Below are 20,187 nucleotides of genomic sequence, written 5' to 3'. Positions count from 1 at the left end.
CGCGAGGCCGGAATGACAGGTTACTGCCCGTGATCCGTCAGCACCTTGTCGCAGCCTTTGCTCAGCCGGGTGCGGTTCTGCTTCAGGCAGGCGAGCACAGCGCCGTCGCCATTGTTCATCACGGCGCGGCAGAAGCGACTGACATCACGCGCGCAGGCATCGTGGCCGGGCTGCTGCTGCGCGGACGCGGCCGATGCGCACAGGAGCAAAGAAATAACGAAAAGAAATCTAGCCATCGCGTAATGCCTTCTACCGCAAAGAATGTGCGGGCGAAGCTAGTGCGATGGTCCTAAGGCCGCAACGGCTTTGTTGACTGGCTGCAACGTGCCACCGCATGGCGCCGGCTTGACCCCGGGGTACATCGCGAGGGGAGCTATCCGACGCAACGATCGCCGTGTTGCTTACTGCTTGTCCTGCGCGTCAGCGACCTTGCGCGACGCGCCCTTGGCGAGGTCCTTGTCCATCACCGCGCGGCAGCCGGCGGTTAAGTCAGAACGATGCTTGATCATGCACGCCGTGATCTTCGGGATGTTGGGAATGTCCGCGGAGCAGAGTCGGAAGGCATCGCCGGTGCACATCTGCTGCGCTTCGGCCGAGAAGGCGAAGCCCGAGGTCGTCGAGACGGTCGACACGATGGCGGCAAAGCCCAGGGCCAGACTGGTGTCGCGGATCTTGCTGGAAAACGACTTGGTCATTTGAAGCTCCCATTGGCACCGTCGGAACGGCGCCGGTTGTTGATGGGAACTACGATGCTCCGGCCAAACCGTTTCCACTGTGATGATGGTCACGGGAGGCACAGCCTCTGTGACCTCAGTCACTTTGGCGCACTTCGCTGAAATTCCTACGCGACCGGCGTCGCGTTGGTGTCACGTTAACTGTTCCTTCGCATTAATGGCTCGTCGCGCGGGAAATTCCGCCGGTTTGGTTGCGTAATTGGAAAGAATAGCGATGCGTAATGCGTTGGGCCTGATGCTGGCCAGTGTAGTTGCGGCGGTCGTGATCGCCGCCGGCGGTTGGTTTTATTATTCCGCGCGCGCCGATCAGGGCGCCCCCAAGACAGTTGCCGCCCGTGCCGCCGATCCATTGCCGGCACCGGCGAAGCTCGCCGCCAAGGATGACGTCGAGACCACCGCGGCGATCGCGGCCAAGCCGGCGGCAGCTGCCGCGGCGCCCGCCCCGGCCATGCCGGTGCAGCAGAAACAGGCCTGCGCCAATCCGAACGCGCTGGGCGTTGCCCGCGTGGTCGAGATCGACACCACAGGCGGTCCCGGCTTCGGCTTCGAGCACTTCAAGCAGTTCGACTTTCTCACCGAGAAGGAGGTCGTGCTGACCTTCGACGATGGTCCGTGGCCGGTCAATACGCCCGCCGTACTCAAGGCGCTCGCGGATGAATGCACCAAGGGCCTGTTTTTCTCGGTCGGCAAGCACGCAACCTATCATCCGGAGATCCTGCGCCAGGTGCTGGCCCAGGGCCACACGGTCGGCACGCACACCTGGTCGCATGTCAACCTCAACAGCAAGAAGATGACGGAGCAGCAGGTCAAGGACGAGGTCGAGAAGGGCTTCAGCGCCGTGAGATTCGCGCTCGGCACCAATCCGGCGCCGTTCTTCCGCTTCCCGCAGCTTCAGCACAATCCCGCGATGGTGACCTATTTCGGCACCCGCAACGTCGCGATGTTCTCGACCGACATCGACTCCTTCGACTTCAGGAAGGGCGCCACGCCGGAGAAGATCGTCGAGACCGTGATGACCAGGCTGGACAAGCTCGGCAAGGGCATCATCCTGATGCACGATTTCCAGAAGCACACCGGCGAAGCCATGCCGGCGCTGCTCGCGCGGCTCAAGGCCGGCGGCTACAAGATCGTGCAAATGAAGGCCAAGACGACCATTCAGACGCTGCCGGAATATGACGAGGCATTGCTGAAGGACTTGAAGGTGCCGACCTCGAGCGCCCGTCCGATCGCAAGTGTGGTGCAGACGGTTTCGCAGTAAGCGCGATCACCGCTTCAATATGCGCATGGCCGGGCCCTTCCCCCGGCCATTTGCTTTGGGCAAGCGGCTGTTACCAGTAGATGCCGTGGCGGTGCAGCTCGCCGATGATGCGACGTTCGGTCCAGCTGCGCTTGTGCTTCGGCTTGTCCGCCGTTGCCGTGGTCTTGCTGGCGGGCTTGATCGTCGTGACCTGCGCGGAGCTCGTCGTGGGCGTCGTCACGGCCGGAGCGGTCGGCGCAGCCGGCGCAGAAAGCGACACTGCCGGCGGACGATCGGAATATTTCGGAGCCTCATTGGCTGGCACGACGTCGCTCACCTGCGTCGGAGCGGCCGTCGCCGAAGTGGTCGTGATTTGCGGCGCGGAGGTCTGCTCGCCTGCCGCGGCCAGTGACAGGCTGCGGGATCCGCCTGCCTGGGCAGACGCAGAGGCCAGGAGCATGGCGGCAACCAGAATGATCTTGCGCATGTGAAATCTCCCCGTGTTGGCGTAACCGGGACGTTACGGGAAGCCCGCCTGAGGTTACGTGATCACGATCACTCAGGCTGCGCCCTTCGCGCGCGCAGTGAACGTGCGGGCCGAGCTATAATGGCCGTGCCAAGAAATGCGTGGAGTGAGTGACCCTGCAACCCTCGACAGCCCGTTCGGCACGAGGTTGTCACCCATGTCTCAGGTACGACCTGTTACCTATGTCTCCGGGCTGGACAGCTAAGTGGTGGTGCCGCAAGAGGGATTCGAACCCCCGACCCCGTCATTACGAATGACGTGCTCTACCGACTGAGCTATTGCGGCGAACCCTGCCGGAGCCAGGACAATGCCGGCCCCGATACGCGCGCCCCTGATATCGGGCATGGCCCGAATTGGCAAGGACAAGCGGCGTTCGAAATGGGCCTCACGCGCCCCAGCGAGACCAGAATCCGCGCCACCCGCCGGCCTGGGCCTTTGGCGTGCCGATTTGTTCCGTAAATTCGTCGCTCGGTCCCTCGTCGTCGACCCCGGGATCATCCGGCGCGCGGACGATCGGGATCACGGCAGGGATGGGGGCCGGTCCGGGTTTGCTAATGTCGGCGCGGCTCCGGAATACCGGCGTTGCCGCCGGCGGCGATGATTCGGCAGGCGCGGGAGCCGGATCAACCGGCTCGGAAGCCACGATCGTTGGTTCTTCCTTGGCAGCCTCCTTGGGAGCTTCCATGGGAGCTTCCTCGGAACCTTCCTTGGAACCTTCCTTGGCCTGAGGAGGGGAATTGTCCTGGGCAGCCGGCGCTGGCGCCGTCTCCACCGGTTCCACCGGCGCTTTGCTGGCCGCCGTCACTCGCTTCGGCGGCGGTGCCGCCAGCATGGCCTCCTCGAAGGCCGAGGATTCGATCGTGGTGCCCTTGTCGGAAGGCAGGCTCGCGACCGGCGTCTGCCACTGGAAGGCGTCGAGACGGCCGGTGACCGGAGAGACCGGACGCCAGCGGTCGCTGACATAGCCGTCCGCAGTCCAGGCCGGATCGAGGCGGGCCCGCACCGCACGCAAGGTCCAGGCGCGCGCACGGCCGCCATCGCCGTGCTCGGTACGCTCGATCTCGGCCATCAGCAGCGCAACGCGCTGGGTCGGATCGTCGAGGTACGGTGCGAGCACCTCGCGCGCGCGGGCGAACTCGGAGGCATCGATCGCAGCGCGCGCGATCGCGAGCTGGCCCTCGACATGGCCGGGCTTGTCGGCAGGCGTCTTGGCCGCGAGCGTCTCGACCCGCTGCAAGCGCTGCCGGGCGGAATCGCCGAGCTTCACATGGGCATAGGCATCCGCAAGATCGGGATGCGGATTGGCGAGCCAGGCGGCCTCGAGCAGCTTCATGGCGCGGCGCACCTGATGCGCTTCGCTCTCGAATTTTGCGGCGAGCACCGCGGCCGGCACCAGGGTCGGCGCGAGCTTGATCGCCTCCATCACGCTCTCGCGCGCGACGTCGCGGTCCATGGTTTCCAATTCCAGCGCGCGCGCGGTGAGCAGGACGCCGCGCTGCCGGCGATAGGTCCCCTTGTCGATCAGACCCGCGGACAGATTCGAATCGAGGATCGCGAGCGCGCCGCCCCAGTCGCCGCGCGCGCAGCGGAAGCCAAGCACGGCATGGGAGGCCCAGGTCGAGGATGGCGACAGCTTGATCGCTTCCTCCGCGATCGTCACGGCGCCGAGCGCATCGTCGGCGCGCTGCGCCTCGATGAAGAGGCCGCGCAGGCCGAGCAGCCGCGTGTCCTCACGCTCGGTCATGGCGCGGAAGACGCGCTGCGCTTCGTCGCGATTGCCTTCGAGCTGCGCCGACTGCGCGTGCAAGAGCAGCGCGAGCGGATCATTCGGCGCATGCCGTCGGGCCGCTGCCGCATGTCGACGGGCAAGCGCGGTGTCGCCATGACCGATCGCGAGCAGGCCGTGAGTGATCGCGTGGCGACCGCGGGCATGGCGCTTCTCATGACGACGGCGGCGCAGACGCCCCGGCATGCGCCAGATCATGGTCAAGACGCTCCAGACCAGCACGATCGCGGCTGCGAAGATGCCAAGCCCGAGCACGAACCCGGGAAAGGTCGTCGTGGCACGGAGACCGCCCCAGGTCAGGACCAGATCGCCGGGCTGATCGGCAACCCAGGCTCCGCCGGCCGCCGCCAATGCGATCAGAATGAGAAAGAGGACGATGCGAAGCATGGCGATCCCTATAAGCGCCGATCGTTGCGCGAATCTTTATTGAGCAGGCTTGGCTGGATCAGATTTGGCGAGATCCGCCATGGCATCGTCGGCGAATTTGCGGGAGGCGGCGAGCGCGGCGTCGCGAGCATCGGCCTTGTCGAGCCAGGCTTGCGCGGCGGTGCGATCAGTTTCCGGAAGCGACTTCAGCTCGCGACGTGCCTCCGCCACATCGTTGCGCAGCGCCGCCGAGGTGATGCGCGCCACGATGGCACCGCGGTCATTGCCGATCCCGTCGGTGCGTTCGATGCGGACGAGCTTCGACGCGCCCGCCTGGAGACGCTCGACGATACCGGTGCCGCCGGTCTGGGTTTTCGCCGGCGGCGACAGTTTCGGCACGATATTGAGAAGCTCGCGGCTCAGCGCGACCGGCGTCGGGATGCCGGACGATGCAAAGGCGTCGAGCGGCTTCAGCATATCCGGCTTTGCCGTCAGCGACCGCGCCGCGGCCAGTTGCTGTTGATAGGGATCGCCATGGCGAACGGCTACGTCGAGCAGGGCCGCCGCCACCACATGGCGCAGCGGCTTGTCGTCCATCGTTTTGGCCTCGGCGATCTTCTCGCCTTGCTGCGCGAGCTCGGCTCGTTCGGTCCTGCTGGCGCGCTCGAGCTGCGCAATGCGGTCGTTGAGCGTGGCAAGATCGGGCGCGGCAGCATCTGGAGCGGATTTCAAGTCGTTCAGTGCGCTCGCAGTCTTGTCGGATTGTTCGCGCAGATTGGCGATGTCGCTGCGCAGACTGCTGACGGACTTCTCCAGCGCGTCGATCCGCGCCGCCATCGCTGGATCGGCGACGGGCTTGCCGGCCTTGGCTTCGACTGCGCTCACCCGCCCGCTGAGCGCATCGACCGTCGCGCTCGTGACTTGCGGTGCGGCAGGCGGCGCCTGCACCGCGGGCCAGCCCAGCATCCAACCGACCGCAATCACGACTGCGGCTGCGACAGCGCCGGAGAGCGGGGCAACGACCCAGGGCGAAATCGGCTGCGATACAGGCGCGGATGCCACAGCGGCCGGCGCCTCGTCACGTTCCGGCTCAGCGTCGGCAAGTTCGGACTTGGCCGGCTCGGATTGTGCCGGCTCGGTCTCGGCGTGCTCCGGCGTCGGCTGAGCCTCGGGCTCGCCCGCCGCCTGCTGCGGCTGGGTCGAGACTTCGCTCGCCTCGAGGTCGATGGTGGGAGGGGCGCGCTTGGCACGACCGCTGTCGGGGGCCAATCCTGCGTCTTCAGGCTTGTCGTCGACCATCGTGACGGTTCCTCACATCCATACCTTGCACAGATCCTTCGGATCCGATTGCGTCGGATTCGGCTCGACCTCTTACGCCAAACGGGTGCGCAAAGCACGCTCCAAGGTGTCGAATAAGGCATTTTCGTCCGGCGTCGCCGCAACCAGAACCTGCGACGCGCCGGCCTCTCGCAGCACGCCGGCAACCGTCTCGGACAGGCAGCATTGCGGTATAGCCAGCGCCGAGATTTCGACACCTTCGTCCCGCGCCGCCTCCAGGAACGCCCGCGCGCTGCGCCGGGAATAGTGCAGCACCGCCTCGATCCCATGGCTGGCAAAGCCCTCGCAAACTTCTCGCGGCAGCAACTTGACCGGAGCCATGCGATAAGTGGTCTGCGTGACCACATTGAATCCTTCGGCGCTGAGCTCGGCGCCGAGATCACGCGACAGATCCGCACCCGCCAGATAAAGCAGCGTGCTCCTTTTCTTCAGCACCTTGTCACGTGCACTCTGCACCACCTTATCACGCAAGGCCGCGGCGTCGCCACCGGCGACGATCACCTCGGCAAAGCCGGCGTCGCGCGCCGCAATAGCCGTGTGCTCGCCGACCGCAAACAGCGGCAAGTGCAACAGACCAAGACCCGGCAATTGCGGCGCGACGGCACGGATCGCATTGGCCGATGTAACGATGATGCCGTCATAGCTCGTCTCACTCTCGTCATGAAAGGCGACCGGCTCGAACTTGAGCACCGGCGCAAGCAGCACCACATGCCCTCGCGCGCGCAAACTCGCCGCCGACGCCTCATTGTCGGGATGTGGTCGTGTGACGAGAATGGACATCGCTTGGTGTTCCCGAACCATTTGACGGTGGCCATTTGCGAGGGCGGCCGCGCGTGACGATTGCGCAAGCCGTGCCCGGAATGCTACCGGACGTACCAGAACTCTGCTTTACGGATGAGCGCAAGGGCGCAAGTTGGATAACAATTCGCCAATGCTGGTATTGGGCATCGAAACCACGTGCGACGAAACCGCCGCGGCCGTGGTCGAGCGCGCGCCTGACGGTGGCGGGACGATCCTGTCCAACATCGTACGGTCGCAGGTCGAGGAGCACGCCCGCTTCGGCGGCGTGGTACCGGAGATCGCTGCCCGCGCCCATGTCGATCTGCTCGATGACATCATCGACCGCGCCATGAGTGAGGCCGGCGTCGGCTTCGCCCAGCTGGGCGGTGTCGCGGCGGCCGCGGGCCCGGGGCTGATCGGCGGCGTCATCGTTGGGCTCACCACCGCCAAGGCGATCGCGATGGTGCACGGCACCCCGCTCGTCGCGGTGAACCACCTGGAGGCGCACGCGCTGACGCCACGTCTCACCGACGGAATCGAATTCCCCTATTGCCTATTCCTCGCCTCGGGCGGACATACCCAGATCGTTGCGGTCACCGGCGTCGGCCAGTATGTGCGGCTCGGCACCACGGTCGACGACGCCATTGGCGAGGCCTTTGACAAGGTCGCGAAGATGCTGGGCCTGCCTTATCCCGGCGGTCCGCAGGTCGAGCGCGCGGCGGCAAGCGGCGATGCGATGCGCTTCGCCTTTCCACGCCCGATGCAAGGGCGCCCCGACGCCAATTTCTCCCTATCCGGTTTGAAGACGGCGGTCCGCAACGAAGCGAGCCGCATCGCCGAGCTCACGCCGCAGGACATCAGCGATCTCTGCGCGAGTTTTCAAGCCGCCGCGCTGGAGTCGACGGCCGACCGCTTGAGCGTCGGTCTAAGACTTTTCCGCGAGCGGTTCGGCGCGCCGCGCGCGCTCGTGGCCGCCGGCGGTGTGGCCGCCAATCAGGCGATCCGCGAGGCCCTGAACGACGTCGCGCAGCAGGCCGGGACCCAGCTGATCATGCCGCCGCCCGAGCTCTGCACCGACAATGGCGCGATGATCGCCTGGGCCGGCGCCGAACGCCTTGCGCTCGGCATGACCGATACGATGGACGCGCAGCCCCGCGCACGCTGGCTGCTCGATGCCAACGCGACGGCACCGGCGGGCTACGGCAACACGCGAGCGGGATTCTAGTGATGACCGCGTTCGATTCCGTCGCCGTGGTCGGGGCAGGTGCCTGGGGCACGGCTCTCGCAACCGTGGCGGCGCGGGCAGGACGGAACGTGACGCTGTGGGCGCGCAATGCCGAACATGCGACGCGGATTGCCTCGACGCGCGACAATCCGCGGCTGCCCGGCGTGCGGATCGCTCCGGAAATCGTCGTGACGAGCGATCTGGCGCTCGCCGCGCGCGCCGACATGCTGCTGATCGCAACGCCCGCGCAGCATCTGCGCGGCGCGGTCAACCTGCTGGCCTCGCACATTGCAAGGCCGGTACCCGTCGTCGCCTGCGCCAAGGGCATCGAGCACGGCACCCACAAATTCATGACCGACGTGATCACCGAAGCTGCACCGGGCGCGCAGCCGGCGATCCTGTCAGGCCCGAGCTTCGCCGACGATGTCGCGCGCGGCCTGCCGACCGCGGTAACGCTGGCGGCGAAACAAGAAGCGCTGGCTACCCGCCTAGTGCAGGCGCTGGGCTCGCCGAGATTCCGGCCCTATCATTCCACCGACATCCGTGGCGTCGAGATCGGCGGCGCGGCCAAGAACGTGCTCGCGATCGCGGTCGGCATTGCGGTCGGACGCAAACTTGGCGCCTCGGCCCAGGCCGCGCTCACGACCCGCGGCTTTGCCGAGCTGACACGCCTTGGTCGCGCGCTTGGTGCGCGCAGCGAGACACTCACGGGCTTGTCCGGCCTCGGTGATCTCATTCTGACCTGTTCGAGCCCGCAATCACGCAATTTCGCGCTTGGCCTCGCACTGGGCCGCGGTGAGAACCCGCCCGCAGGCAAGCTTGCCGAGGGCGAGTCCACCGCGCCGGTTCTGATCGAGCTTGCGGCTTCGCAACACATTGAGATGCCGGTATCGGAAGCGGTCGCTTCGATCCTGAGCGGCCGGAGCACGATCGATGCCGCTATCTCGGGACTGTTGACGCGCCCCTTCAAGGCAGAGGAATGAACATGGCTTATTGGCTGGTGAAATCCGAACCGTCGGTGTGGTCCTGGGACCAGCAGGTGGCGAAGGGCGCCAAGGGCGAGGCCTGGACCGGCGTGCGCAACTTCACCGCGCGCCAGAACCTGGTCGCCATGAAGAGGGGCGACAAGGCGTTCTTCTATCATTCCAACGAGGGCAAGGAGATCGTCGGCATCGCGGAGGTCATCAAGGAAGCCTATCCGGATCCGACCGACAAGACCGGCAAGTTCGTCTGCGTCGACATCAAGGCCGACAAGCCCCTGAAGACACCGGTGACGATGGCCGCGATCAAGGCCGAGAAGAAGCTCGCCGACATGGCGCTTGTGAAATATTCGCGCCTGTCGGTGCAGCCGGTGACGGCGGAGGAGTGGAAGCTCGTCTGCAAGATGGGTGGGATGTCGTCGTAGGTACGTAGCCCGAATGAGCGAAACTCGGCCCTACGTCTGCGGCAACGCAAACACCTCGCACGGTGCGGCGATCCCACGCAGCGAATGCGATCCGAGCGCGATCAGAGGCATGTCCGTCTCTGCAGCGAGCGCGCCCGACACGAGCACGGTCCGCCCCAACGGCTTGCACAACCCTTCGAGCCGGCTGGCGAGATTGACGGCGGAGCCGATCGCCGTGAAATCGAGCCGGTTGGCAGCGCCGATATTGCCCCAGAGCATCTCGCCGAGATGGAGGGCGGCACCGAACGCGAGCGGCGGCAAGCCGTTGCCGCGGCGCTCCTCGTTGAGATAGGCCATCCCGGCTTCGGCCGCGCTTGCGGCGCGCAGAGCGGCCTCGCAGGCACGGCGCGGTGACGCTTCGATCACCGGAAAGATCGCCAGCACGCCGTCGCCGATGAATTTCAGCACCTCGCCGCCGAAGGCGTGAACGGCGCCGGCGATGCGGTCGAACCAGGCATCGAGCGCTGCGATGACATCGCCCGGCGGACTTGTCTCCGACAAACCGGTGAAGTTGCGCAAGTCGGCATAGAGCAACGCGGCCTGAATGGTCTCGCCAAGATCGCGCCGCAGCGGCGCCGCCAGCACCCGCTCCGCACTGCGCTTGCCGAGATAGGCGTCGAGTGTCGCCCGCAACGTGGCACGCGCGGCGAGCACGGCGAGCGGCGTCGCGGCAAAACGTGCAGCCTGGCGCAATCGCTCGATCTCGCCCGAGGTGAACGGACCCGGCCCGATCCACCCAAGCAAAGGCCCATCGGCCCGTCCGACGATATCTTCGTGCACCTCACCGCCCGCGATATCGCGCAGCCAGCCGCGGCCGGCATCGTTCGGCGGGTCCGGTGCCAGCCCGCCCGGCGCAAAGCCGAGCGCTTCGATCACCCGGCCAGTGTCGGCGCGCCACAACCAGGTCCGCTTCGCGATCAGCGGGTCAGGCACTTCCAGCGTCAGCGCCCCCGCCGCAAGCGGCACGCCATCAGCAACCAAATGGGCGCCGAGTTCCGCAAGCAGGCGGTCCGCCCCAAGACTATCTGCGGCGGCATCGACAAGCCAGGCGAGGGTCGGGGAGAGATGCATGGCTCAATCATGACGAAAGCGCGCCGTCTTTGTCACGGGCAATCCTTGACGGGCCGCTCCGGCCCCGCCATGTCCGAGTGTCAGCCCAGGGATGATCGCCAATGACCGAACCGTTCATAGTGCGACGCGAGACCCAGATCGCCGCCCCGCGCGCGACTGTTTTCGCCTATCTGACCGACCCCGAGAAGATTTTGAGCTGGATGGGTTCCGACGCGACCACGGAGCCCCGTCCCGGCGGGCTCTATCTGCTTAAAGGCGTCGGCCCGCGCGGCGGCGTCGCCCGCGGCGCTTTCCGCGAGGTCGTGCCGGTGCATCGTCTCGCCTACACGTTCGGCTGGGAGGGCGGCCAGGAAGTGCCGCCCGGCTCGAGCCTGATCGAGATCGACCTGATTGAGCAAGACGGCGGCACGTTGCTGCGGATGACCCACAGCGGCCTGCCGACCGCAGAACAGGCCGCCGCACATGCGACGGGGTGGGCACATTATCTGGAACGGCTCACCACGGCAGCTGCCGGTGGCGATCCCGGTCAGGACCGCGGCGTTTCGAACAAAGCGTAGCCGACAGGCGGATCAGACCGCCGCGGTCGCCACCACTTGCGCCAGAAGCTGCTCGCGCCTCGCCTGCGAGCGCTGGCCCTTCATGGTCGCGGCAAAGCGTTCGAGGATGCCGTCCTCGAAGGCGGTGACGATGGTGTCGTGGACGTAGCTCTTGCGGCAGATCGCCGGCGTGTTGGAGAGCTGGTCGGCAGCGGCGCGGATTGCGTCAAGCACCTGCTTCTTGCGGCCACGCTGGCTGGTCGCCGGCGTGATCCGCGACAGCGATTCCACGACCACGGCGGACGCCATCAGCGTGCGAAAATCCTTCAGCGAGATCTTGATGCCGGCGATCTCGCGCAGAAACGCGTTCACCTGCGTGGTATTGACCGCGCGCACGATGCCGTAGGCGTCGCGATACTGGAACATGCGCTTGCCCGGAACGCGCTGCAAAATGCCGATGGCGCGGACTAGCTTGGCTGCGTCGCACTCCTTCCGCACCGCCTTGCCGCCCTTCGCCTTGAAAGTCATCACAAAGCAATCGTCTTCCAGCGTGACGTTGGACTTGAGCAGCGTGGTGGCGCCGCGAGTGCCGTTGAGACGGGCGTAGGATTCGTTGCCGGGACGGATCGCGGTGCGGGCGATCAGTTCGATGACGGCCGAGAGCGCGAACTCGCGCGTCGGCTCGTCCCCTGACAGGAACGCCGAGACCTTGCGCCGGATTTTGGGCAGCGCGCCGACGAGCTTCTCGAGGCGATGCGCCTTGCGGTGCTCGCGGACCTTCTCCCAATCGGCGTGATAGCGATATTGCAGCCGGCCCGCGGCATCGCGTCCCACGGCCTGGAGATGCGAGCTCGGATCGGCGGAGTAGCGCACCTCGCGGTAGGCCGGCGGCACTGCCATGGCGTGCAGCCGGCGGATGGTGCGGGCGTCGCGGATATGAGCCCCGTTCGGGCGGACGAAGGAGTAGCCCTTGCCGCGCTTGATGCGCCGGATGGTCAGCTCGTTTTGATCGCCGAGCCGCAGGCCGAGTTCCCTTGCGAGCGCCTCGACGGTCGCCGCCGGCCTGGTGTCGAAGGTCTTTTTGGGGCTGGAACGCCTGAAACCAGCCGGTTTCGGCCATTGTCCAAGGGCTTTGGCGAGGGCAATGGCCGCAGGATCGGCTGAAGCGGGCCGCATCGTCCCGAGATTCTGCTGATCCATCATAGTGTTAAGCCTTGGCCCTGTTTCTTACCGTTCAATGCCGCTGTTCTGATTTTTGTTCCTGCGGTCGCTTTGGACCCGGGTTGGCCATTTAGGGTGTTCCGAACCGTATTGCCAGTCCTGAATCAGTGATAGGCGGTTGCCGGATACCTCCAGTCGGCGCATGCGGGTCTGCACCCCGCTATTTCGGAGATCTGGGTAAAGAGCCGAAAGGCGCCTCTTGGCCTGTTTCAGGTTTGCGCCATGCCGCCCTGCGGACCTTGATCCCGCCCGCCGAAGGTCCAGCTTGTGCTCCTTGTCGGGTCCGGTTAGCCCGACGCATAATCGTTCAGCGATCAAGTCGGCTTGCCAATCGCACGCGTTCGGCTTGCCGTATGTGGAGGGAAACATGTCCGAGAAGATCTACGACGTACCCGCAGAGTGGGCGAAGCGGGCCTGGGTCGATCAGGCCAAGTACAAGGACATGTATGCGCGCTCGATCTCGGACCCGAACGGTTTTTGGGTGGAGCAGGCCAAGCGCATCGACTGGATGAAGGCGCCGACGAAAATCGAGAACGTCTCGTTCGCGCCCGGCAACATATCGATCAAATGGTTCGAGGACGGCGTCCTCAACGTTGCCCAAAATTGCATCGACCGGCATCTGCACAAGCGCGCCAACCAGACCGCGATCATCTGGGAAGGCGACGACCCCTCGCAATCCCGGCACATCACCTACAAGGAGCTGCACGACGAGGTCTGCCGGATGGCCAACATCCTGCGCACCCGCAACGTTGGGAAGGGCGACCGCGTCACCATCTACCTGCCGATGATCCCGGAAGCGGCCTATGCGATGCTGGCCTGCGCGCGAATCGGCGCGATCCACTCCGTGGTGTTCGCCGGCTTCTCGCCCGACAGCCTCGCCCAGCGCATCAATGACTGCCAATCCAAGGTGATCATCACCGCGGACGAAGGCCTGCGCGGCGGCAAGAAGGTGCCGCTGAAGGCCAATGTCGACGCGGCGCTCGCCAAAACCGACGGCGTCGACTGGGTCGTCGTGGTCAAGCGCACCGGCGGCAAGGTCGACATGAACCCGACGCGCGACCTCTGGTACCACGAGGCGGCGGCGATGGTGACGACGGAATGCCCGGTCGAGCACATGCATGCCGAGGATCCTCTGTTCATCCTCTATACCTCGGGCTCGACTGGCCAGCCCAAGGGCGTGCTGCACACCTCGGGCGGCTATCTCGTGTTCGCCTCGATGACGCATCAATACGTCTTCGACTATCACGACGGCGACATCTACTGGTGCACCGCCGACGTCGGCTGGGTCACCGGCCACAGCTACATCCTCTACGGGCCGCTCGCCAACGGCGCGACCACGCTGATGTTCGAAGGCGTGCCGAACTATCCCGACAATTCCAGGTTTTGGAACGTCATCGACAAGCACAAGGTCAACATCTTCTACACCGCGCCGACCGCGATCCGCGCGCTGATGCAGTCCGGCGACGAGCCGGTGAAGAAGACCTCGCGCGCCTCGCTTCGTCTGCTCGGTTCGGTCGGCGAGCCGATCAATCCGGAAGCATGGGAGTGGTATTACCGCGTCGTCGGCGACGACCGCTGCCCGATCGTCGACACCTGGTGGCAGACCGAGACCGGCGGCATCCTGATCACGCCGCTGCCGGGCGCAACAAAACTCAAGCCGGGCTCGGCGACGCAACCGTTCTTCGGCGTTGTGCCGGAAATCGTCGATGCCGACGGCAAGGTGCTCGAGGGCGAGGCCACCGGCAATCTGTGCCTGACGCGATCGTGGCCGGGCCAGATGCGCACAGTCTATGGCGACCATGCCCGCTTCGAGCAGACCTATTTTTCGACCTACAAGGGCAAATACTTCACCGGCGACGGCTGCCGGCGTGACGCCGACGGCTATTACTGGATCACCGGCCGCGTCGACGACGTAATCAACGTCTCCGGCCATCGCATGGGCACCGCGGAAGTCGAGAGTGCGCTGGTCGCGCACGAGAAGGTGTCGGAGGCGGCCGTGGTCGGGTTCCCGCACGACATCAAGGGCCAGGGCATCTACGCCTATGTCACGCTGATGGCCGGCGTCGAGCCGACCGACGATCTGCGCAAGGAGCTCGTGACCTGGGTGCGCAAGGAGATCGGCCCGATCGCCTCGCCCGACCAGATCCAGTTCGCCCCGAGCCTGCCCAAAACCCGCTCCGGCAAGATCATGCGCCGCATCCTGCGGAAGATCGCCGAGGACGAGCCGGGCAGCTTAGGGGACACCTCGACGCTGGCCGATCCCGCCGTGGTCGACGACCTCGTCAGAAACAGGCAGAACCGGAAGCAGGCATAGGCTCAACCCATCGTCATTCCGGGGCGGTCCGCAGGACCGAACCCGGAATCTCGAGATTCCGGGTCACGCTGTCGCGCGCCCGGAATGACGCGGCTCACATCCTCACGCACTCGTCAGGGTGCGCGGCACAGGTTCGCATCTTTCCCGCCGAGTGTTGTTTTCAGGTCATTTACTTTATTTCGAACATTTCCTTTGTTCCCCCCGCTGGCTGGCCTTTGGCGACCGTGCGTGGAAACCATCCGGTTAACAAGCGCGGTTAGGAATGTCTGGGCAAGCCGCAATTGCCGGGTTTGCGTGGTTTGGACGATCCTTTCGGGGCAAGGGGAAAATGATAACGATGAGGATTGCGGTGGCGCTGGCCGCCACCATGGGGTTCGGGGTCTTGATGCTGACGGCGGCCGAGGCGCGGCCGGAAATGGTCGGGACGAACCCGGCCGATTATTCGCCGGGCACGATCGTGGTCAAGACCAGCGAGCGGCGGCTCTACCTCATTCTCGATAACGGCCATGCCGTGCGCTATCCGGTTGGCGTCGGCAAGGCCGGCAAGCAATGGGCCGGCACGACCAAGATCGACGGCAAGTATCTCAATCCGGCCTGGGCACCGCCTGCCGAGGTGAAGCGCGACAAGCCGAGCATTCCCGACGTCATCCCGGGCGGCTCGCCGCGCAATCCGATGGGCGTTGCGGCGATGACGCTGTCCGGCGGCGAATATGCGATCCACGGCACCAACGTGCCGGGCTCGATCGGCGGCTTCGTCTCCTATGGCTGTATCCGCATGCTCAACGACGACATCACCGATCTCTACGGCCGCGTCCCCGTGGGCACGACGGTGGTCGTCACGCACTGATCGAAGAGTTCGGAAGAGGATTGCCAAAGCCGCGTCTTGCGACGCGGCTTTTTGCTACCAGAAGCGCCAGCCCCGCGCGCACCAGCCGTCGCGATGGCCGCCATTGTAACTGCGCACGTAACCGCCCGCGAGCAGCGTCGCCGCAACGTTGGCAGTCCGCCGGGTCGCGACATCAGCGAGAATGCGTCCGTATTTGTCGGGTCCGAGATTGGAAATCGTTACGTCCCCCTGGCCGAGCAGATTGCGCAGCGCATCGGTGGCGGCTTCGGCCTTGTTCAGCTCATCCTGGCAAGATGCCTTCAGTTCCGGCGCATCGATGCCGCGCAGGCGAACCCGCACAACGAGATGGCCGCCGCTGCGCTGATGCACGCGCGCCAGGAACGTGTCGCCGTCGACAGTGCGGATCACCTCGACCGGCTGGCGAGCGCCAGCATCTCCCGCCTGCTGGAGGACGACTTCGGTCGCCTGGCCGTCGGCTCCATGCGGGACGGGCCAGTTCGTGCCGTGCCGGAAGGCAAGCACGACAGCCGTCACGACGCCGACCACGAACATCCAGGGCAACAGTCCGGAGAATCGGCGATGGAACGGAGAGCCGCCGAACTGCGGCCGATAGGCACTGGGGCGATTGGGGAGGCGCATCCAGCCAAGCTAGGGCTGAGTCGGGGAAACCGACAAGTGCGACGCTCCAGATGCGACAATTCCGATCGACACACGAGCCTGCAGGAAAGTTCCACTTTTCATGGATTGTCGACTCGATGGGCGAGGCAAACGAATTCGCGGTGCGGCAGGAGCGGGATCGTGCGCTAACGTCGCACTCGTCGGCGGCGCATTCGTCTTCTCTGTGCTGAACATCGCCCGCCCGATCGTCGCACCGCGAGGTGCTGTTACAGCTCGCGGTGCCAAGAAGACAATCGAGATTCCCTGTTTCGGTCGTGGTGACGAGGTCGGCGTGCGGCCAAAACATTCAAGGAAGCCTGATCCGCATCGAGCAGATGGAATCCGAGCAGAGACTAAGCAAGCCGCGCGGGCAAGTTCATCGAGATCATGTCGCCTGTCGCTCACCGAGCGCGAGCATCGCGATCTGTGATGGCCACGGCGGACACCCCGCTGGACCAGCAAGGGCTCAAAAGTCGGAGGCGATGCCCTTGCTCTCCCAATCGCCATAGCGGGTGGGCTCTGGTCCCTTCGGTCCCTGAAGCTCCTTCGGCCGCGCTTTGGCTTCGGCTGCCGCGGCCTGCCGCCGCGCTTCGGCTTCAGCCAGCGCGCGCTGGGCAGCGGGCGGCAGCGGCTTGCGATCGGGAACGGAAGGCTGGTCACTCATCGTGCGGCTTTTCTAGCGCAGGACGGCCCGCAGCGCGACGTCCAATAACGCATCCCTGAAATGGGGCCCAAGGGCTGAAAAAGCCGGAAGCGATTCTTACATTTGGCATATTCGCGTGCCACAAATGAGCCGGTTAAGGCATGCGCCCATCGCGGCGGAACTGCCGCTCGCTCAGAACCTTGCTTCCGCATGCCATCTCAACGTTTCGCCCCTCCGTCCGAAGTGCCAGGTCTTGCGGCACGGCGGATTGCCGCCGACATCGTCGACGGCGTGCTGCACAAGCACCGCACGCTCGACGACCAACTCGACGGAAGCGGCGCTCATCCCGGACTGAAGTCGCTGGCCGACCGTGACCGCGCGCTGATGCGCCGCCTGGTCGCCACCGTGCTGCGCCGGCTCGGCACGCTTGGCCACGTGCTGTCCCGCCTGCTCGACAAGGGCATTCCCTCCGACGCGCCGCGTGCGCAGAGCGCGCTCCTGATCGGCGCGGCGCAGATCCTCTGGATGGACGTGCCCGACCACGCCGCCGTCGATCTCTCCGTTCGCCTCGTGCAATCCGACCGGCGCGCCGCGCGTTATGCCGGACTCGTCAATGCCGTGCTGCGCCGCTGCGCGCGCGAAGGCAAGGCCCTGGTCGAGGAGGTTGCCACGCAATCCCTGGACCTGCCGCCATGGCTGCTCGCGCGCTGGAGCGCGCATTATGGCGATGCGACCGCAAGAGACATGGCGCTCGCGCTCGGCCACGAGCCGTCGCTCGATTTGACGGTGAAGTCGGATGCCGCACAATGGGCAAGCCGCCTGCATGGCGAGACGCTGCCGACCGGCACCGTGCGGATGCTGCTGCATGGCGCGGTGACCATGCTGCCGGGCTTTGCCGAGGGACAATGGTGGGTGCAGGACGCCGCGGCCGCGCTACCCGCTCGACTGTTCGGTGACATCAACGGCAAGTCCATCGCCGATCTCTGCGCCGCCCCGGGCGGCAAGACCGCGCAGCTGGCACATGCCGGCGCGCATGTCACGGCCATCGACCGCTCGCCCGCCCGGGTAGCGCGGCTGCGCGAAAACCTGCGGCGATTGTCGCTCCAGGCCGAGACCGTCGTCGCTGACGCCGTGGAATGGGCCGGCCCTGCCGAAGCCTTCGACGGTATTTTGATCGATGCGCCCTGCACCTCGACCGGCACGATCCGCCGTCATCCCGACGTGGCATGGCTCCGGCAGCAATCTGACATCGCCGCCCTGACCGCGCTCCAGCAGCGGCTGCTGCGCAAATCGCTGTCGCTGCTCAAATCCGGGGGGACGTTGGTCTACTGCACCTGTTCGCTGGAACCCGAAGAGGGTGAGCAGGCCATCGCTGCGCTGCTGGCCGCAGAGCCCGCGCTTCGCCGCGCTCCGATCGAGGCGTCCGAGGTCGCAGGTCTCGACGAAATCCTCAGCGCGGAAGGCGATCTGCGCACCCTGCCCAGTCATCTTCCAAACGCCGATCCCAAGCTCGGCGGGCTCGACGGATTCTACGCGGCTCGGCTCGTTAAATCCTGATTTTGCACTGGATTTTGCACCCCCGACGCTAATTCGTACCCTTTCAAGGTGGTGTCAGCCGTGCGATTTTGGGATTAATAAGGATTCGTCGGAATCCTTCTCTCCCCTTCAAGGCAAGGCGTGTCGGTCGCTCAACGCAGACGTATCTCGACGCTGGTGATGAACCGCTTCGCGCGGAACATGCTCGCGCGCGCGAGCGGCGGACCTGTGGCGGTGTCGCGGGTCTGGCCCAGCCGCACCGACCGGCTGATCATTGCCCCGCATGACCTCCGCACCGCGGATGCGACCCGCGCCGCCGAGATCTATGCCGGCCGCTTCGTCTTCGCCGGCAAGATCGTCAATTGCCACGGCCGCTCGATCTTCGATCTCGAACCGCCCTCGGAGGATTGGGAGGTCGCGCTGCTCGGCTTCGGTTGGCTGCGGCACTTACGCGCCGCCGACACCGCGCTGACGCGAGCGAATGCGCGCGCACTGGTCGAGGACTGGATCTCGAACCCCGCCAACAAGCGCCGTCCGGTCGCGCGGCGCCCCGACGTGCTGGCGCGTCGCGTGATCTCGCTGCTGTCACAGGCACCCTTGGTGCTCAACGACACCGACAACAAGTTTTACCGCCGTTACTTGCGCGCCCTCGCGCGCGAGATCCGCCTGCTGCGCTACGCCATGCTCGACATTCCCGACGGCGTGCCGAAGCTCCAGGTGCTGATCGCGCTGTGCTACGCGGCGCTATGCCTCGCCAACCAGGCGCGCCACATTCGCAGCGCCTCGAAAAAGCTCTCTGACGAATTGCAGCGGCAGATCCTGCCCGACGGCGGACACATCTCTCGTAACCCGGGCGCCCTGATCGATCTCCTGATCGACCTGTTGCCGCTTCGACAGACCTTCGCGGCCCGCAACATCGCGCCGCCCCCGGCGCTGCTCAACGCGATCGATCGCATGATGCCGATGCTGCGCTTCTTTCGCCATGGGGACGGCAATTTCGCGCTGTTCAACGGCATGAGTGCGACCCCGTCCGACCTGCTCGCGACGCTGCTCGCCTATGACGATACCCACGGCGCACCGATGGCGAACATGCCGCATACAGGGTTCCAGCGGCTCGACGCCGGCCAAACCACGCTGATCATCGATACCGGACCGCCGCCACCGGCGGGCGTCAGCCACGACGCCCATGCTGGCTGCCTGTCGTTCGAACTGTCCTCCGGCATCAGCCGCATCGTCACCAATTGCGGAATGCCGACCACGGGCCGCGACAATTGGCGGCCGTTCGCACGGGGCACCGCAGCGCATTCGACGCTGGCCTATCACGACACCTCATCCTGCCAGTTCGTCGAGATGTCGGCGATGAAGCGCCTCCTGCACGGTGCGCCCGTCACCAGCGGCCCGGTCGAGGTCGAGAGCTATCGCGAAATAGTCCAGAACGGCACGCTGCTTACAACTTCTCATGACGGCTATCTCGCTAAATTCGGCGCGATTCATCGCCGCGTGCTGATGATCGCCAATGACGGTGCGCGCATCGACGGCGAGGACACGCTGTCGCCGCCGCAAGGCGGACGCTTCAAGGGCGCTGATGCCGATTTCGCGCTGCGCTTCCATCTGCATCCGGCAGTGAAGGCGAGCCGGTTGTCGGATGCGCGCGGCGTCATGCTGGTGTTGCCGAACCGCGACGTCTGGACGTTTGAGGCGCTCGACGACAAGGTCGATCTCGAAGACAGTGTGTTCCTGGCCGGCAATGACGGGCCGCGCCGCACCGCGCAGATCGTGATCCGACAGGATGCGCGGCAGGCTCCCTCGATCCGCTGGAGTTTTGTGCGTTCCACCGCCTCGCCAGCGGTGACCAATGCGCGCCGCAATGCCCGTCGCGAGCCGGAACTTCCCTTGTAAACAGGCGCGATCCGGCGCTATCTAGCC

The 20,187-nt window shown here is 65.6% G+C and carries 19 protein-coding genes and 1 tRNA gene; 9 read left to right on the top strand and 11 right to left on the bottom strand.

Annotated features, from left to right (window positions below; genetic code table 11):
* Window positions 1-20: 20 nt before the first annotated feature.
* Together IVB01_RS09950 and IVB01_RS09945 are read right to left on the bottom strand one after the other, a co-directional pair.
* A complete protein-coding gene (locus IVB01_RS09950; RefSeq protein WP_247280007.1) occupies window positions 21-236 on the bottom strand; it encodes a cysteine rich repeat-containing protein in 216 nt (71 codons plus the stop codon).
* Window positions 237-401: 165 nt separating this feature from the next.
* A complete protein-coding gene (locus IVB01_RS09945; RefSeq protein WP_247280006.1) occupies window positions 402-695 on the bottom strand; it encodes a hypothetical protein in 294 nt (97 codons plus the stop codon).
* 253 nt (window positions 696-948) lie between these two features.
* Between IVB01_RS09945 and IVB01_RS09940 the strand changes: the two genes are divergently transcribed.
* On the top strand, window positions 949-1,992 hold the full coding sequence (locus IVB01_RS09940) for a polysaccharide deacetylase family protein (RefSeq protein ID WP_247280005.1): 1,044 nt from the start codon (window positions 949-951) through the stop codon (window positions 1,990-1,992).
* A gap of 70 nt (window positions 1,993-2,062) precedes the next feature.
* Here the strand turns inward: IVB01_RS09940 and IVB01_RS09935 are convergent, their stop codons facing one another.
* The 5 genes from IVB01_RS09935 to IVB01_RS09915 form a co-directional block, all read right to left on the bottom strand.
* Window positions 2,063-2,458 carry a hypothetical protein gene (locus tag IVB01_RS09935; RefSeq protein ID WP_247280004.1) on the bottom strand — a complete coding sequence of 132 codons (396 nt, stop codon included), beginning with the start codon at window positions 2,456-2,458 and terminating at the stop codon, window positions 2,063-2,065.
* A 248-nt stretch (window positions 2,459-2,706) separates the two neighbouring features.
* Window positions 2,707-2,782 (bottom strand) — tRNA-Thr (locus IVB01_RS09930).
* Window positions 2,783-2,882: 100 nt separating this feature from the next.
* Complete coding sequence (locus tag IVB01_RS09925; RefSeq protein WP_247280003.1) at window positions 2,883-4,670, bottom strand: heme biosynthesis HemY N-terminal domain-containing protein; 1,788 nt, start codon at window positions 4,668-4,670, stop codon at window positions 2,883-2,885.
* Between the two features lie 36 nt (window positions 4,671-4,706).
* Window positions 4,707-5,948, bottom strand: a complete 1,242-nt coding sequence (locus IVB01_RS09920) for a hypothetical protein (protein ID WP_247494475.1) — start codon at window positions 5,946-5,948, stop codon at window positions 4,707-4,709.
* Between the two features lie 72 nt (window positions 5,949-6,020).
* Window positions 6,021-6,767: a uroporphyrinogen-III synthase gene (locus IVB01_RS09915; RefSeq protein WP_247280001.1), complete on the bottom strand. Its 747-nt coding sequence runs from the start codon at window positions 6,765-6,767 to the stop codon at window positions 6,021-6,023.
* Window positions 6,768-6,918: 151 nt separating this feature from the next.
* On the opposite strand from IVB01_RS09915, the gene tsaD reads away from it, so the two are divergent.
* From tsaD to IVB01_RS09900, 3 genes are read left to right on the top strand one after another with little or no spacing between them, the layout of a single operon-like run.
* Window positions 6,919-7,992 carry a tRNA (adenosine(37)-N6)-threonylcarbamoyltransferase complex transferase subunit TsaD gene (tsaD, locus tag IVB01_RS09910; protein ID WP_247280000.1) on the top strand — a complete coding sequence of 358 codons (1,074 nt, stop codon included), beginning with the start codon at window positions 6,919-6,921 and terminating at the stop codon, window positions 7,990-7,992.
* Between the two features lie 2 nt (window positions 7,993-7,994).
* Window positions 7,995-8,975, top strand: coding sequence for an NAD(P)H-dependent glycerol-3-phosphate dehydrogenase (locus IVB01_RS09905; RefSeq protein WP_247279999.1), 981 nt, complete (start codon window positions 7,995-7,997; stop codon window positions 8,973-8,975).
* A gap of 2 nt (window positions 8,976-8,977) precedes the next feature.
* Window positions 8,978-9,397 carry an EVE domain-containing protein gene (locus IVB01_RS09900; protein WP_247279998.1) on the top strand — a complete coding sequence of 140 codons (420 nt, stop codon included), beginning with the start codon at window positions 8,978-8,980 and terminating at the stop codon, window positions 9,395-9,397.
* A 30-nt stretch (window positions 9,398-9,427) separates the two neighbouring features.
* Here IVB01_RS09900 and IVB01_RS09895 read toward each other — a convergent pair whose 3' ends face one another.
* Entirely contained in the window at window positions 9,428-10,507 is a 1,080-nt protein-coding gene (locus IVB01_RS09895) for an adenylate/guanylate cyclase domain-containing protein (RefSeq protein ID WP_247279997.1), read from the bottom strand.
* A 101-nt stretch (window positions 10,508-10,608) separates the two neighbouring features.
* On the opposite strand from IVB01_RS09895, the gene IVB01_RS09890 reads away from it, so the two are divergent.
* Window positions 10,609-11,064 (top strand): SRPBCC family protein, encoded by a 456-nt coding sequence (locus IVB01_RS09890; RefSeq protein ID WP_247279996.1) that lies wholly within the window; start codon window positions 10,609-10,611, stop codon window positions 11,062-11,064.
* A gap of 12 nt (window positions 11,065-11,076) precedes the next feature.
* Here IVB01_RS09890 and IVB01_RS09885 read toward each other — a convergent pair whose 3' ends face one another.
* Window positions 11,077-12,246 carry a DNA topoisomerase IB gene (locus IVB01_RS09885; RefSeq protein ID WP_247279995.1) on the bottom strand — a complete coding sequence of 390 codons (1,170 nt, stop codon included), beginning with the start codon at window positions 12,244-12,246 and terminating at the stop codon, window positions 11,077-11,079.
* 385 nt (window positions 12,247-12,631) lie between these two features.
* On the opposite strand from IVB01_RS09885, the gene acs reads away from it, so the two are divergent.
* Window positions 12,632-14,578 (top strand): acetate--CoA ligase, encoded by a 1,947-nt coding sequence (acs, locus tag IVB01_RS09880; protein WP_247279994.1) that lies wholly within the window; start codon window positions 12,632-12,634, stop codon window positions 14,576-14,578.
* Between the two features lie 331 nt (window positions 14,579-14,909).
* On the top strand, window positions 14,910-15,425 hold the full coding sequence (locus tag IVB01_RS09875) for a L,D-transpeptidase (protein WP_247280040.1): 516 nt from the start codon (window positions 14,910-14,912) through the stop codon (window positions 15,423-15,425).
* Window positions 15,426-15,479: 54 nt separating this feature from the next.
* Here IVB01_RS09875 and IVB01_RS09870 read toward each other — a convergent pair whose 3' ends face one another.
* Window positions 15,480-16,064, bottom strand: coding sequence for a thermonuclease family protein (locus tag IVB01_RS09870; RefSeq protein WP_247279993.1), 585 nt, complete (start codon window positions 16,062-16,064; stop codon window positions 15,480-15,482).
* Window positions 16,065-16,548: 484 nt separating this feature from the next.
* Entirely contained in the window at window positions 16,549-16,746 is a 198-nt protein-coding gene (locus IVB01_RS09865) for a DUF1674 domain-containing protein (protein ID WP_247279992.1), read from the bottom strand.
* Window positions 16,747-16,935: 189 nt separating this feature from the next.
* On the opposite strand from IVB01_RS09865, the gene IVB01_RS09860 reads away from it, so the two are divergent.
* Together IVB01_RS09860 and IVB01_RS09855 are read left to right on the top strand one after the other, a co-directional pair.
* Complete coding sequence (locus tag IVB01_RS09860) at window positions 16,936-18,282, top strand: transcription antitermination factor NusB (RefSeq protein WP_247279991.1); 1,347 nt, start codon at window positions 16,936-16,938, stop codon at window positions 18,280-18,282.
* A gap of 159 nt (window positions 18,283-18,441) precedes the next feature.
* Window positions 18,442-20,160, top strand: coding sequence for a heparinase II/III family protein (locus tag IVB01_RS09855; protein ID WP_247280039.1), 1,719 nt, complete (start codon window positions 18,442-18,444; stop codon window positions 20,158-20,160).
* Window positions 20,161-20,187 lie beyond the last annotated feature (27 nt).

Source organism: Bradyrhizobium sp. 164, from assembly GCF_023073715.1.
GTDB lineage: Bacteria > Pseudomonadota > Alphaproteobacteria > Rhizobiales > Xanthobacteraceae > Bradyrhizobium.
Note: the sequence above shows the minus strand (reverse complement) of the source record. Positions and strands in the feature narration are given on the sequence as shown.